Annotated in this window: 9 protein-coding genes and 4 pseudogenes; 9 read left to right on the forward strand and 4 right to left on the reverse strand. The window is 61.7% G+C overall.

The annotated features are described in order from the left end of the window. Window positions 1-40 precede the first annotated feature (40 nt). Window positions 41-958, forward strand: a complete 918-nt coding sequence (locus tag DEM27_RS17895; protein ID WP_109459622.1) for a siderophore ABC transporter substrate-binding protein — start codon at window positions 41-43, stop codon at window positions 956-958. A gap of 44 nt (window positions 959-1,002) precedes the next feature. Here DEM27_RS17895 and DEM27_RS35080 read toward each other — a convergent pair. After that, a pseudogene (locus DEM27_RS35080) lies at window positions 1,003-1,122 on the reverse strand (molybdopterin dinucleotide binding domain-containing protein); the annotation flags it as partial. Between the two features lie 176 nt (window positions 1,123-1,298). Here DEM27_RS35080 and DEM27_RS17900 point away from each other — a divergent pair. From DEM27_RS17900 to fhuB, 6 genes are all read left to right on the forward strand, one after another. Then, window positions 1,299-2,942 carry an acyl-CoA synthetase gene (locus DEM27_RS17900; protein WP_109459623.1) on the forward strand — a complete coding sequence of 548 codons (1,644 nt, stop codon included), beginning with the start codon at window positions 1,299-1,301 and terminating at the stop codon, window positions 2,940-2,942. A 501-nt stretch (window positions 2,943-3,443) separates the two neighbouring features. Then, window positions 3,444-3,947 (forward strand): RNA polymerase sigma factor, encoded by a 504-nt coding sequence (locus tag DEM27_RS17905; RefSeq protein ID WP_109459624.1) that lies wholly within the window; start codon window positions 3,444-3,446, stop codon window positions 3,945-3,947. 100 nt (window positions 3,948-4,047) lie between these two features. Next, window positions 4,048-5,007 (forward strand): FecR family protein, encoded by a 960-nt coding sequence (locus tag DEM27_RS17910; protein WP_109459625.1) that lies wholly within the window; start codon window positions 4,048-4,050, stop codon window positions 5,005-5,007. Between the two features lie 113 nt (window positions 5,008-5,120). Beyond that, on the forward strand, window positions 5,121-7,562 hold the full coding sequence (locus DEM27_RS17915) for a TonB-dependent siderophore receptor (RefSeq protein WP_109459626.1): 2,442 nt from the start codon (window positions 5,121-5,123) through the stop codon (window positions 7,560-7,562). After that, entirely contained in the window at window positions 7,556-8,455 is a 900-nt protein-coding gene (locus tag DEM27_RS17920) for an ABC transporter substrate-binding protein (protein WP_128755525.1), read from the forward strand. The genes DEM27_RS17915 and DEM27_RS17920 overlap by 7 nt, the downstream gene beginning before the upstream one ends. Before the next feature lie 41 nt (window positions 8,456-8,496). Continuing rightward, entirely contained in the window at window positions 8,497-10,416 is a 1,920-nt protein-coding gene (fhuB, locus tag DEM27_RS17925; protein WP_165823472.1) for a Fe(3+)-hydroxamate ABC transporter permease FhuB, read from the forward strand. A gap of 204 nt (window positions 10,417-10,620) precedes the next feature. Here fhuB and DEM27_RS34385 read toward each other — a convergent pair whose 3' ends face one another. Further along, complete coding sequence (locus tag DEM27_RS34385) at window positions 10,621-10,836, reverse strand: hypothetical protein (protein WP_205908922.1); 216 nt, start codon at window positions 10,834-10,836, stop codon at window positions 10,621-10,623. On the opposite strand from DEM27_RS34385, the pseudogene DEM27_RS17935 reads away from it, so the two are divergent. After that, window positions 10,795-11,280 (forward strand): annotated as a pseudogene (locus DEM27_RS17935) (ABC transporter ATP-binding protein); the annotation flags it as partial. The gene DEM27_RS34385 and the pseudogene DEM27_RS17935 overlap by 42 nt on opposite strands. A gap of 185 nt (window positions 11,281-11,465) precedes the next feature. Here the strand turns inward: DEM27_RS17935 and DEM27_RS17940 are convergent. Further along, window positions 11,466-13,355 (reverse strand): HAMP domain-containing methyl-accepting chemotaxis protein, encoded by a 1,890-nt coding sequence (locus DEM27_RS17940; RefSeq protein WP_165823473.1) that lies wholly within the window; start codon window positions 13,353-13,355, stop codon window positions 11,466-11,468. Window positions 13,356-13,734: 379 nt separating this feature from the next. Next, window positions 13,735-13,953: pseudogene (locus DEM27_RS17945) on the reverse strand (DDE-type integrase/transposase/recombinase); the annotation flags it as partial. Here DEM27_RS17945 and DEM27_RS34635 point away from each other — a divergent pair. Then, window positions 13,950-14,188, forward strand: a pseudogene (locus DEM27_RS34635) (DUF932 domain-containing protein); the annotation flags it as partial. The pseudogenes DEM27_RS17945 and DEM27_RS34635 overlap by 4 nt on opposite strands. Between the last annotated feature and the right edge of the window lie 18 nt (window positions 14,189-14,206).

Here is a 14,206-nt window from a genome sequence, read left to right on the forward strand (position 1 = left end):
AAATGCCGCTAGTGATCCGAAAAACATGAGGGAGTCATTCATGATTTTTCGAACTGCCGCATTCTTTGCAATCCTCCTGTCGGCGCTTGCCGGCCCCGCCGCTGCCGAAACCATCACCGTCGAGCATGCAAGCGGCAAGACCGACGTCGCCGTCAATCCGCAGAAGGTGCTGGTCTATGATCTCGGCGCGCTGGAAAACCTCGACCAGCTCGGGATAACGGTGACCGGCGTTCCCGGCTCGAACATCCCGCCGTCGCTGGAGAAATACAAGGATGCCGCCTATGCCAAGGTCGGCACGCTGTTCGAGCCGGATCTCGAAGCGGTCAACAGCGCCGAGCCGGACCTGATCATCGTCGCCGCCCGCAGCAGCCCGCATTATGCGGCACTTTCGGCCATGGCGCCGACCATCGACCTGACGTTGCCGGACCAGGATCTCGTCGCCGGCGTCAAGCGCAATGCCGAAATCATCGGGAAGATCTTCGGCAAGGAAACCGAGATGAAGGCCCGCATCGACCGGCTCGACGCGTCGATCGCCGAACTCAGGTCGCTGGCGCCGCAGGTCGGCACCGGCCTGATCCTGCTGACGACGGGCGGCAAGGTCAGCGCCTACGGCAAGGGCTCGCGGTTCGGTGAAATCCACGATGCGTTCGGCGTTCTGCCTGCCGATACCGACCTGCAGCAGGCGACCCACGGCCAGGCCATCTCCTACGAATACATTCTCGAAAAGAACCCCGACTGGCTGTTCGTCATTGATCGCGATGCGGCCATCGGCCAGCAGGGACAATCGGCCGCCTCGCTGCTCGACAATGACCTCGTCCACCAGACGAAGGCCTGGAAGAACGGCCATGTCCTTTACCTTGATTCCGCGAAGCTTTACCTGACGGGGGCGGGAATCCAGTCGCAGCAGGATATCGTCGACGTGCTGCTCAAGGCGTTTCACGCCTCTCTCGGCCGGTGATCATCCCAGCTCTGCGTCCGGCCATGTGGTTTGCCTGAGCCGGCTCAGGCGGCAGCGCCGATCGTGCCCGGTATGCCCTTGCAGGCGGGCGTGCCGGACTTGCGGTCGTAGTCGGCAGCGGCGACCGGTCTGTTCATCTCCGGATAATAGCCGGCAATGGAGCCCTTTGCGCAGGAACAGCACCGGGTCGCTTGCGGCCGGCGATAGCCCATCGGCGGCGAAGAATAAAGCTTACGTCACGCTGGACGAACACGCTGCGGCTGCATAACCTGCGCCGACTGGTCCCCGCCGACGCCGGCGCGGCCCGAACGCTGCCCCAGTTTCGAACGCGAGTCGCCGCATGTCGCCAAACAGCTTTGAAATCGACCTCGACAAGAACGCCGCCAACTACCAGCCTCTGACGCCGATCTCCTATCTGGAACGGACGGCCAAGGTGTTTCCCGACCACATCGCGATCATCCACGGCGGGACGAGGACGACCTATGCCGACTTCTGGCGGCGGTCCCTGCAGCTTGCGTCGGCGTTGGCGACACGCGGGATCGGCAAGGGCGATACCGTGACGGTGATGTTGTCAAACACGCCGCCGATGCTGGAGGCGCATTTCGGCGTGCCGCTCGCCAAGGCGGTGCTGCATTCCCTGAACACGCGGCTCGATGCCGCCGTCATCGCGTTCCAGCTGGACCACGCCGAAACCAGGGTGCTGATCGTCGACCGGGAGTTTTCCGCCGTGATGCGGGAGGCGCTGGCGCTCGCGAAAGTGAAACCGTTGATCGTCGATTACGACGATCCTGACTATGGCGAGAACGCACCCTATCCCAAGGGAGACCGCATCGGCACGCTGGACTACGAGGACCTTCTCGCCGATGGCGATCCGCAGTTCGCCTGGTCGCTGCCCGACGACGAATGGGATGCGATCTCGCTCAATTACACCTCTGGAACGACGGGCAACCCGAAGGGCGTCGTCTACCATCATCGCGGCGCTGCGCTGATGGCCTACAACAATACGATCCATGCCGGCATGGGAAAGCACAGCGTCTATCTCTGGACGCTGCCGATGTTCCACTGTAACGGCTGGTGCTTTCCCTGGACGCTTGCCGTGCAGGCGAACACCCATGTCTGCCTGCGCTGGGTGCGGGCCGGCGCGATGTATAAGGCGATCGCCGACCACCGCGTGACGCATCTCTGCGGCGCGCCGATCGTCATGTCGCTCCTGATCAACGCCGCCGAAGAGGACAAGCGCACGTTCCCGCAAACCGTGACATTCAACACCGCCGGCGCCCCGCCGCCGGAAGCTGTCCTTTCGGGCATGCTCGACGCCGGCTTTGCCGTGAACCACCTTTACGGCCTGACCGAAACCTATGGACCGGCGGTGGTCAACGAATGGCACAGCGACTGGGATGACCTGGACAAGGCAGCGGGTGCGGCAAAAAAGGCGCGGCAGGGCGTGCGCTACGCAGCATTGGAAGGGCTGACCGTCATGGACCCGGCGACGATGCGCGAGGTTCCGGCCGATGGCGCGACGATCGGCGAGGTGATGTTTCGCGGCAACATCGTCATGAAGGGTTATCTCAAGAATCGCAAGGCAACCGATGAGGCCTTTTCCGGCGGCTGGTTCCATTCCGGCGACCTCGGCGTCATGCACCCGGACGGGTATATTCAACTCAAGGACCGCTCCAAGGACATCATCATTTCCGGCGGAGAAAACATCTCCTCCATCGAGGTGGAAGACGCGCTTTACAAGCACCCGGCCGTCGCCTCCTGCGGCGTCGTCGCGCGGCAGGACGAGAAATGGGGCGAAGTTCCGGTCGCCTATGTGGAACTGAAACCCGGAAGGACCGTCACCGAGACGGCGATCGTCGACCATTGCCGGTCGCTGCTCGCCAGCTTCAAGGTGCCGAAGGCGGTCGTTTTCACCGAAATCCCGAAAACCAGCACAGGCAAGATCCAGAAATTCAAGCTGCGCGAAATGGCGAAAACGTCCTGAACCGATGGGATGGATTCCAGGCCGAATTTTCCGGGCTTGAATTCGCCGAGCAGCGTGAAGATCGTCATTTGATATGCTTTTGATATCAGGAAATTGACTGTGGAAACAAATGTCCTCGGCCGATCCCGATCGGAAGGTTGCGAGTTTCACATCAATCGACGCCGTATTGATCGGTGTCGCCTGCAAAGCTGCGCTGCACGGGCGATTCTCGGACCATAAGGCGGGCGAAAACGCCGCGTGATGGTCAGCAGTGGCAAAATACGCCCACCTCGAAATTTTGGTGAGTATGTCGCGTATTTAAACTTGACAATTATACTCGTGTATTTAACCAGTGGGAGTGCCACTGGTTCCCGCGGCTGTGTTCCGTCAAGGGTGTCGATAGCGGGTGTGACTTATGGGTAAATCGAAAGCCGGACACAGTGTTTTTTTGCAGGCATCAGCGCCGCTTGTCTTGAAGCGGTTTGACATCGGCACCACGCATTTGTCGAAAGCGCGCGGCAATTGAGCTGGGACATACAAAATCTGTTCCGGCGCCACGCCAAGGGAATTGCGAAGTCATTGCGCCGCAGGGGAATAGATTCGGAAACCGCTGCCGATCTCACCCAGGACACCTTCCTGAAAGTATTGGTATCGCCGCCGTCCGGAACCGCAAAGAATCACAATCCCAAAGCCTATCTCTATCAGGCTGCCCGCAATCTCAGCATTGACCACAACCGGCATCAGCGCGTCTTTCCACGCGTGGATCTAAACGATGACGAATTTGCCGCGATCGCCGATCCGTCACCGTCGGCCGAAACCGTCGTCTACGATCGGCAGAAACTTCAACTGGTCGAGAAAGCCCTGGCGGAACTGCCACGCCGTGTCAGAGAAGCTTTTGAGTTGCACCGCATAGGCGAGTTGACGATTGTCGAAGTTGCCAAACGGCTCGACATGTCGACGACCCGGACATGGGCCTTGATCCGCGATGCCTATGAGCACATAGAGGACCGTCTGAACGGTCTTTGAGAAACATGCCGTTGAAACGGAATTTCCGGGCCTCCTGTTCGTATCAGTTAATGTAGCCGAGATTCGCCGCCCGGCGGACCGCTAGCCGGAGAGGTATCGGATGAGTGAAGTGTCGGAGGAACGCAGGCTGTTTCGCGAAGCCGCGGATCTGGCCATTCGCTTGCAGAACGATTCCGGTAATCCGGTTTCCATAGAAGTCGTGCGGGCCTGGATCAGCCGAAGCCCCGAGCATGAGCTGGCCTGGGCAAAGGTCTCGGCCATACACGGGATGACCGGCAAGATACTGACCGACCGCCAGCGGGCCGCGCAGACAACGAGCCTCGGCCTGACGCGCCGCAATTTCGCAATCGGCGGTGCGATAGGCTTGGGTGCCGCCGCAACGGGCTCCTGGATCATTCCCAAAGTCCTGCTGGAGGCGCGCGCCGATCACATGACGTCGACTGCAGAACTGAAGCGGATACCGCTTCCCGACGGCAGCATGGCGACCTTGGGGCCGAATAGCGCGCTTGGCATCGGCTTCACCGACGATCGGCGGTCCATCGATCTGTTGCTCGGCATGGCCTATTTCGAGGTTGCCGAAGATCCAGCGCGTCCTTTCGTTGTGAGATCGGACGGGCTGTCGGCAACGGCACTCGGAACTGCCTTCGATGTTTCGAATGATGCCGGCGTGGTTTCCGTCTCGGTGGATCACGGGCTGGTGGAGGCACAGGCGTCCGGACTGTCATCGAATGGCGTGGAGCGGCTCGGCGCCGGTGAATGGCTCGCCTTCGACCTGTCGTCCCACAGCCTGAATCGCGGCAGCCGGGAAACCTTCCAGATCGCGGCATGGCGAACGGGCATGATCGTTGCGGAAAAGGAATCCGTCTCCGCGCTCGTTGCAAAGATTTCTCGCTGGCAGCCCGGCAGCGTGGTCATCGCCGATCCTTACCTCGGATCGAGAGTCGTGAGCGGCGTTTTCGACCTCAGTGATCCCCTGCGGGCGATCGATGCCGTCGTGCGGCCATTTGGGGCAAAAGTCCGCAAAATCGCACCTTTCATGACAGTCATATCGCCCGTCTGAAAAAGATGAGAAAAATTGGAAATTTTTCCAGCTCCGTCCGTAGTACCCTATAGGGGCGCTTGATCTGACGAGCACACGCCCTTTCGAAACTGTTGAAACGGAGTGGCTTGAACATGGGGCGCGGGTCTCGGAGAAACAATCTTGGTGGTATCGGCCGAAAGGCACTGGCCGCGGCGCTTCTGGCGACGACGGTTGTGGCGGCCGGCGGGGAAGCGAGTCCGCCTGCCCAGGCGCAGGCGATGACATATTCCGTGCCCGCCGGACCGTTGAACCGGGCGCTGGCCGTCTTTGGCAGCCAGTCAGGCACCCAGATTTCTTACGAGGCTTCCATCGTCCGCAGCAAGTCCTCCCGTGGTGTCGACGGAGCGGTCACGCGCGAACAGGCGATCGCGCAGCTCCTACAGGGAACCGGGCTCAGCTATTCCTTCACCGATGCCACGTCGGTCGTGATTTCCACGCCGATGTCCAGCGGGCGCACTTTCCCGGACGACGGTTCGACGCGGCTGGAGACGATTACGATCAAGGGCCAGCAGGAAAGCGCCTTCGGTCACGTCGACGGTTTTGTCGCAAGCCGTGGGTCGAGTGGAACGAAAACCGATACGCCGCTGATCGAAACGCCTCAGACCGTCAACGTTATCACCAGCGATCAGATCAAGGCGCAAAACAGCAAGACGCTTGGCGAAAGCGTGCAGTATACGCCGGGCGTGGTCGTCCAGCAGGGCTTTAACCGCACCGACGATCCGTTCATGATCCGGGGTTACGACGTGCGGACCAACCCTGGTGTCATGTACCGGGACGGGCTGAAAGTTCCCCTGCCGCATTACAGTGTCGTCGCAGAGCCCTATGGACTCGAGCGGGTTGAAATCCTCAAGGGGCCGGCCTCGGTTCTTTACGGCCAGGCCGCTGCGGGCGGTGTCGTCAACACGATCTCCAAGCGGCCGACGAAGGAAACATTTCGCGAGGTCAATACGACATTCGGCAGCAATGCGCACAAGCAGGTCAGCGCGGATGTCGGCGGAGCTCTGGACGATGAGGGCGTCTGGTCGTACCGGTTGACCGGGCTTGCCCGCGACAGCGGCACGATGATCGACCGGATACCGGACGACCGGTTCTATCTCGCGCCTTCTCTGACGTTCGCACCGTCAGCGGAGACGGAACTGACGATCCTCGGCAGCTTCATGAGAAACGAGACCATCAACAATGCCGGTTATCCGTTCTCTGGCACCGTTGCGGAGAACCCGAACGGCCGGATCCCAAGCGATCTGTTCACGGGGGAACCGGACTGGAGCAAATGGCAACAGAACGTCGGAACGATCGGCTATCAGTTCTCGCATCGATTTGCCGAAACATGGAAGTTCCAGCAGAATGTGATAGCCGGAAAATCCTCGACCGATATCCATCATATCTATCCCTGGAGCTGGGTAGCGGGAAGCAATCAATCCCTTCTGGAGCGCGGTGCCTATACCCGTCAGGACGATGCTTGGGGCGTGACGATCGACAACAATCTCAGCACGGAGTTTTCGACGCTGGGGCTGGAGCACGGGCTTCTCTTCGGCTTCGACTACACGAAGGCTTCCCTCGAAAGACGGCAGGCGGCGGGATACAACAATCTGGCTCCTTTGAACCCGTTCGATCCGGTCTATGGATCGCCAGTCGTCATTCCGGGCGCACTCAATACCCATACCGTCGAGGACCGCTCGCAGCTCGGCCTCTACCTTCAGGATCAGATCAAGCTGGACAACTGGGTCCTTCTTCTGGGCGGCCGCTATGACATTGCGCGACAGGACACGACCAACCGGTTGACGGGAACGGTCACCGAAATGGATGACACTGCCTTCACGGGGCGCGTCGGACTTGTCTATCTCTTCGACAACGGCCTTGCCCCCTATGCCAGCTATTCGACGTCGTTCCAGCCGCAGAGCGGCACCGACCGGTTCGGCAACACCTTCGACCCGACGACCGGCGAGCAGCTGGAAGCAGGCATCAAGTACCAGCCGGCCGGCTGGAATTCGTTCCTGACGCTCTCGGCTTTCGAAATCACGCGTCAGAATCTGCTGACGACGGATCTTGCAAACCCGGCTTTCAACATTCAGCAGGGTGAGGTGCGGTCGCGGGGTATCGAGGTGTCGGCAGTGGCCGAACTGAACGACAACTGGAATCTCGTCGCGAGCTATACCTATACCGATGCGGAAGTGACCAGGAGCAACGGGGCTGATCTCGGCCGCGTGCCTGCCGCCGTTCCGGAGCACATGGCTTCGCTCTGGCTCGACTACACCGTTGGCAGCGGCCCGCTCGAAGGTTTGAAGGCAGGGGGCGGTATTCGCTACATGGGTGAGACCCGCGACACGACAAATGTCTATCGTGTTCCCGATTTCACGCTCGTCGACGCCGCCATCAGCTACGATTTCGGGATCAAGAACGAAGATCTCAAGGGGTTGAGCCTGTCTGTCTCGGCAAAGAACCTGTTCGACAAGGACTATGTCTCGTCCTGCACCTATGCGTGCTTCTACGGCGACCGCCGTTCGGTCTTCGGGACCTTGAGCTACAAGTGGTAGGCGAGCAGGCGGCGCGGCGCCCAGGCCGGCTTTCGCGAAGGGCCTTTTGCGGGGGCCTGGCCATCGCACTGGCGGGCGATGGGCCGGCGACGGCGCAGGTCGCCGTCCCTCGTCGCATCGCGGCGCTTGATTGGGCAGCATGTGAAATGCTCGTCGCTCTGGGCATCGAGCCGGTTGCGATTGCGGATGCCAAGGGTTTTTCTCAGCAATTTCCGCACAGTGTCCTGTCTCCCGGCACTGTCGACCTCGGCGCCCGATGGGAGCCCAACCTCGAACTGCTGAAACAACTGGCACCCGATGCCGTTCTCGTCGGTGGCCTGGGCATATTTCCGATTGCGGAGAGCATCGCTCCGCCTCTTGTCGTTCAGCTTTACGACGGAAAGGCACCGCCACTGGCGACCGCCACACGGTCTCTGCTTGAGCTTGGCAAAGCACTGTCGCTGGAGATGCGCGCAGAGCGGTATGTCGCCCAGGTGCAAGCGACATTCGAAAGGGTGCGCGAGCGGTTGACGGAGCAGAGAAAAGCCGTCCTGATCGTGACGATGGAGCCGGACGGGCTCGACGTCGTGATCCACGGCAGAAACGGACTCATCGGCAATTGTCTCGAACGGGTGGGATTGCAAAACGCCTGGGCCGGCGAGGAGAACAGGTGGGGCTTCCGCAAATCGGGCGTGGAGCAATTGCTGCGCTTCGTCGATGCGGATGTGCGCCTGCTGGTGATCGATCAGGGTGCCCGCACGGACAGGGCATTGAGATCGCTTGCAGGCAACGACATCTGGAAGATGGTCCTGCCCCGTCCCGAGGCCCTGGTTCGTCTTCCCCCGCTTTTTCCCTTCGGGGCCTTGCCGACCGCCTGGCATTTCGTGCTGGGGCTTGAAACAGCTGTGGCATAGCCGGCAGCATGGGCGTTCCATATTTCCCTAACCGCAGAAGCATGGCCAACCCGGCCATCGTGTTTCTGGGCATCACGACCGGGACAATGCTGCTGACGACCGGGCTTTCTCCAGTCGTTGGCGACGTTCCCGCCGAAACCTTGCGCATCGCCTACAGCGTCCTTCCAAGGGCGGCGATCAGTCTTGTCGCGGGCGCTGTTCTGGCCCTGTCGGGAATGCTGTATCAGCAGCTCCTGCGCAATCCTCTTGCCGAGCCGGCCACGCTGGGTGTCACTGCAGGCAGCCACCTGGCGCTGGTCGGCGCGAGCCTGTTCCTGCCGGTACTGCTCGATGGCGGGCGCCTGTGGGTTGCGGGCATCGGAGGCATCGCCGCCACAGGGACCGTGGCACTCGTTGTCGGTCGCAGGCAGTTGGAGCCGGTCACCCTGATCGTTGCCGGCATGCTGATATCGCTCTTTTGCAGCGGCCTCACGTCGGCGCTGACGATCTTCAATCATGAGTACCTGTCGGACATCTATGTCTGGCAAAGCGGCAATCTGCGGCAGATGGGCTGGCACAACACGGCGATCCTGCTGACTGTCCTTTCGGGATGCTGGTTTTTCGCCTGGCTCCTGCGCCGGCCGCTTGCTGCCGCCGCACTCGGCGACGAAATCCTGAGCGTCATCGGTGTCAATGTGTTCCTGCTGCGCACCACCGTCCTCTTTCTGGCAACACTCCTGGGGGTTGCGGCTGTGTCCACGGTCGGGGTGATTGCGTTTCTGGGTTTCCTGGCGCCGGCACTTGCCCGGCTCTGTGGTGCAAGGACGGTACCGGCCCTGCTGCTATGGGCGCCGTTGCAGGGAGCGGCACTGCTGTTTCTTGCGGATGCCGCCGTGCAGCGCTTGCCCCTTGGCGGGGAGGTGCCGACGGGGACTGCACTGGCGATAATCGGCGCACCCTTTCTGACGCTTCTGCTCTGGCGGCGGTCGGGGTTTGCCGGCCGGCCAACGCAGCTTACCATCCCGTCCGGCAGAAGGGCTGGCTGGCCACTGACTGCCGGAAGTATCGCCTTTGCGGCAATCACATTGCTGGCCGTCACTCTGATAGGCCGCTCAACCGACGGCTCGTATGGTCTGGGCGGCGCAATCGATCCCGGAGTGATCTGGCAGATGAGAACCCCGCGCACCATGGCGGTCCTGGCAGCCGGCTCCGTTCTCGCGATCGGCGGCGTGATCTTGCAACGCGCTACGGGCAACGACATGGCCTCGCCGGAAATCCTCGGCATTTCTTCCGCCGCGGCATTGGGCGTGCTGTGCATGCTGCTTTTTTTCCCGGAGCTTCCATGGAACGTGGCCCAGTACGGCGCAGCCATCGGTGCGTGCCTGGCGTCGGCGGTGATCATGGGAATGTGCCTGTATGGCGTGGAACCTCTCCGCCTGCTTTTGAGCGGAATGGCGCTGACAATCATCTGTTCGGGCCTGATGGCGTTCTTCCTTGCGGGTGGCGATCCCCGCGCGAGCGTCATCATCAGCTGGCTCTCCGGCTCGACATACAATGCAACGGTCGCAGGTGCGGCAGCCGGACTTGCAACGTCCTTCGTTCTCATGGTGCTCGCGCTTGGCCTCAGCCGGATCATCGGCGTGCTTCCGCTCGGCGACGCCGTTGCGAACGGGATCGGCATGCCGGTAGCACGAAGCCGCATGCTGGTTTTTCTTCTTGCCGCGATGGCAACGGCATGCGGTACGATGCTGATCGGCCCGCTCACCTTCATCGGCCTCGTCGCGCCGCATCTGGCACGTCGGCTTGGCAGCAGCGGGCCGCGACAGGAATTCCTCGTCGCCGCCGCCTTGGGGGCCACGACGCTCATGCTCGCAGACTGGATCGGACGAAACATCATCCACCCATGGCAATTGCCGGCCGGGATCGTGGCTGCCATTATCTCCGGCCCATTCGTTCTCTTGCTGTTGAGGAGAGCTGGGTGATGAAGACGAGCGGATCGAGGGGAAGCATGGCAGTGTGGCGATCGATGACACGGCCCTGCCCGATGAGATCTGTGCGCGGGTGGTCGTAGACGGCTGAAAATCTTTGTATTTTGGCAAATTGCGTGATTGTTCTCGGGCCCGAAAGCATCGGGTATGGCAGCGGCAACTTTGAAGCCGCTGCAGTGAGAATATTCATACTGCGCTTCAGGTTGTCGGCGATGGCGGGAACGTCGAGCGGTTTAGGTCCTGCCGGCACGTCGTCCTGTGCGTCCTCATCACGATCGCCAATCCGAATTTCATCGAGCCGCGCAATCTCGTGCGCGTGGTCAATTCCGCCGCCGTGCCGCTGACGCTCGCCATGGGCATGACCTTCATCGCCGCCGGACGATTGCCCAGCGGGTCGCCTTCATCGAGCAACATGCAACGACGAATGCGAATCTCAAGGTCCAGGCAACGGTAACGGCTGCGATGGAGCGCACGCAGATGACGTCAAAGCGCAACGACGCCTGGCAAAGCCACTCCGGAGGAGAAAAGCAGCGTGTCCACCTTGCCCGAGCGCTTGCTCAGTCTCCGAAGGAGCTTATTCTGGATGAGCCGACCAACCATCTCGATGTCCATCATCAGATCAGCCTCTTGCGGCTCGTTTCCAACCTGCCGGTCACCAGCATCATCGCGCTCCATGACCTGAACCACGCGCCGATGTTTTGCGACCGACCACTCGTGCTGCAATCCGGTAAGATCGTGGCATCCGGCGCACCCGAGGAGGTGTTCACGCGCGAATTGCTGCGCGACGTTTTTTCCGTCGAGGCCCATGTCGAAGCCTCCGCCTACCATTCACGACCGCACATTCACTTCGTGCTTTGACTAAACCGGATTCCAGACTCGTCACCGCGACCGGATGACGGCAGGGGCGATGCTGAATGCACCTATCGAGTGCTTAATGTTGCGGTCGGCAGCCACCAACCTTGGTGTTTCGTAGGCCATCTCGCGATCGAAATGGCTGAGGCGGACCGGGCGCCGGCAATGGGCCGGCGCCCGGGGTGGCTTTCTCAGGCAGCGCGTTGATCATACCGGCTGCGGCCCTGGGCCGGCCCGGACAGCGCGGCGGGGGAACCCGGCTCGCGAATGACTGCGCGGCGGTTCAGCTTGAAGCGGCCGACGAGCTCCGTGAGGGTCGTCGAACCCTCCGCCAGCGTGTGGCTGATCGTCGTCGTCCGCTCCACCATGCCGGCGTTCTGCTGGGTCATGCGGTCGATGTCGCCGACGGCGGCGTTGATCTGCTGCAGGCCGGCATTCTGTTCCTCGGCTGCCGCCGCGATTGCGTCAATATGCTGGTCGATGGCGTTGACGAAGTTGCCGATGCGGGCGAGCGCCTCGCCCGTCTCGCCGACGAGGCGCACGCCGGCGCCGACCTCGGCATTGGAGTTGCCGATCAGCGCCTTGATCTCCTTGGCGGCCTTGGCCGAGCGTTGCGCCAGCTCACGCACTTCCGTGGCGACGACGGCGAAGCCCTTGCCGGCATCGCCGGCACGGGCGGCTTCTACCCCGGCGTTGAGCGCGAGCAGGTTGGTCTGGAAGGCGATCTCGTCGATGACGCCGATGATCGAGGAGATTTCCTGCGAGGCGCTTTCGATGCGCTTCATCGCCGTGACCGTATCGCCGACGACAGTGCCGGAGGCGTCGGCGCAGTCGCGGGCCTGCTTCACCAGCTTGCGGGTCTCCTGAGTGCGGTCGGTCGAAAGACGTACCGTCACCGTGACCTCTTCCAGCGAGGCCGAGGTTTCCTCCAGCGAGGCGGCCTGTTTCCGGGTGCGTTCGGCGAGTTGCATGGCGGCCTCGCGCATTTCCACGCCGTTCTCGTAGATGGCGCGGGTGCGTTGCATGACCTGCGACAGCGTTTCCTGGAAGGTGGCGATGGAGCCGTTGAAGTCACGGCGCAGGCCGTCGAAGGGCTCGGAGAAAGGCTCGTCGATCGTCATGCGGATATTGCATTGCGCCAGGCGTTCCAGTCCTGCGCCGAGCTTGTCGACCACCTCGGCGACGATCTTCTCCTCACCCTCGCGGCGCGCGTGCTCCATTTCCCGCTGGTTGATTTCATTTGCCGCGCGGGCGGCTTCCGCCTGCCGGTCGGCATTGGCGAGAATCGCCGAGCGCACTTCCTCGACCGCCTTGGCGAGGCTGCCGATCTCGTCGCGCCGCTGGCCGAGAGCGAGGTCGGCATCCATTTCGCCCCCGGCCATGCGCACCAGCATCGCCTGGAGACGGGCAATCGGCAGGGTGACGGAACGGCTGACGATATAGGCGGCGACGGCGGCGAGCACCAGCGCGATCGACAGGCCGGTCAGCGACAGGCGCTGGAAGTTGTTGGCCGAACTCGAGACCTTCGCGCCGAGCGTCTTGTTCAGGCTCTCCTCATGGTCGATGAACTTGTTGATGGCAGCGAGCCAGTCGACGAAGAGCGGGCGCGCGGAGGTGAGCAGGATGGCCTCCGACACGTCGGTCCTGCCGGCGCGCGCCAGCGTCACGATCTCGGCGACGAGCGGGTTGGCCTTCGCCTGTACGTCGGCGATCTCGGCGGCGATGTCGCGCTCGATCTGCGACCCGCCGCCGGGGGCTGCCAGCATGGCCTTGAGCTTCACCTCGTTTTCGGCATAGGCGGCGGCAAGCGTTTCGATCAGCGTGACGGACGCCTCGCGGCCGGCGTCGTTGTCGGCCAGCACCACGTCGCGGATGGCGATCGCGCGGTCGTGGACACTGCCGCGGAAATTGATGGCGAGGCGCTGCTTGACGCTGTTCACCTCGTTGGTGATCTGCAGGTTGCCGTTGATATGGTTGACCTCGACGATCGACTGGATGGTCAGGCCCAGCATCAGGAGGAGGACGAAGCCGAAGCCGAGGCCGAGGCGGGTCATAATTTTCAAACCGGTTGCGCTAGCCATGCGATGATTCCCGTGGCGTTTCTTGGAGAGGGCGGGGACGTTCCTCGGTGGTGGTGCCGCGGCGCGGAGGGCCGCCGTCATGCCGCGCATCCTAAGGACAGGGAGCGCGGTGACGGTCATCGCACCGGTGTCGGCGGACGCAAACGATCTGGTTCACGATAGGCCTCATGAGAGTACGAAAGGAACGGCAGCCGAACGCGGCCTCATGCCGGAATGGAAAGTGAAACACGTCGTTCGGATACCCCAATTTTGGGGTGGAAACGTTTACGATTTCTGAAGATATGCCTGGGAAACGCTGATTTCTTGTTGGTTTATCGCAATTTCAGGTTCGGCCGTAGTTCACCCCTGAATGAGATGCGCTTTACGCCTTATTAAGCTTTTAAAGTCCGAGGAGGCGCGCCAGTAGATCGTGCTGCTCATCGACGGCCCGATCGCCACTGAAGCCGAAGCCCTTTCTGAGCCGGAGCATCGCTTCGAAACCCGCAATCGCTCGGCGCGCCCTGTTGAAAGATTGGAAGCCGCCGATCTTCGGTATGTTCTTCTTCACTCGAATGCAGTCACTTTCGATGCCCCGCTGGAGGTGCTTGGTCACGTAGTGAAAGGATCGTCGCCCACAACGACGAGGACCGCGAAAGCTTCCTTCGCCGTCGCGGGTTCAGCAAGGCGAAACCGGCAAGATCATCGAAACCGTGGTGCAGGAGAAAGCTCGGACCCCGGAAAGCATCTTTGACTTTGTGCAGGGCATGACCGCCCATGCCCGCACCAGGAGCAATCAGGACACCCGCCTTGAACTGGACGGGAAGGCGAGGGCAGTGCTTGAACAGGCAGCGTAGCAGCGAGGGCCGCACCGT

The sequence above is a fragment of the Rhizobium album genome (assembly GCF_003122325.1).
GTDB classification, from domain to species: domain Bacteria; phylum Pseudomonadota; class Alphaproteobacteria; order Rhizobiales; family Rhizobiaceae; genus Metarhizobium; species Metarhizobium album.

What these genes read in the sequence shown, in the direction of transcription:
- DEM27_RS17900 (WP_109459623.1), top strand. Translation starts at nt 1,299, where the DNA reads ATGTCGCCAAACAGCTTTGAAATCGACCTCGACAAGAACGCCGCCAAC.
- DEM27_RS17915 (WP_109459626.1), top strand. Translation starts at nt 5,121, where the DNA reads ATGGGGCGCGGGTCTCGGAGAAACAATCTTGGTGGTATCGGCCGAAAG.
- DEM27_RS17910 (WP_109459625.1), top strand. Translation starts at nt 4,048, where the DNA reads ATGAGTGAAGTGTCGGAGGAACGCAGGCTGTTTCGCGAAGCCGCGGAT.
- DEM27_RS17940 (WP_165823473.1), bottom strand. Translation starts at nt 13,355, where the DNA reads ATGGCTAGCGCAACCGGTTTGAAAATTATGACCCGCCTCGGCCTCGGC.
- DEM27_RS17895 (WP_109459622.1), top strand. Translation starts at nt 41, where the DNA reads ATGATTTTTCGAACTGCCGCATTCTTTGCAATCCTCCTGTCGGCGCTT.
- fhuB (WP_165823472.1), top strand. Translation starts at nt 8,497, where the DNA reads ATGGCCAACCCGGCCATCGTGTTTCTGGGCATCACGACCGGGACAATG.
- DEM27_RS34385 (WP_205908922.1), bottom strand. Translation starts at nt 10,836, where the DNA reads ATGTTGCTCGATGAAGGCGACCCGCTGGGCAATCGTCCGGCGGCGATG.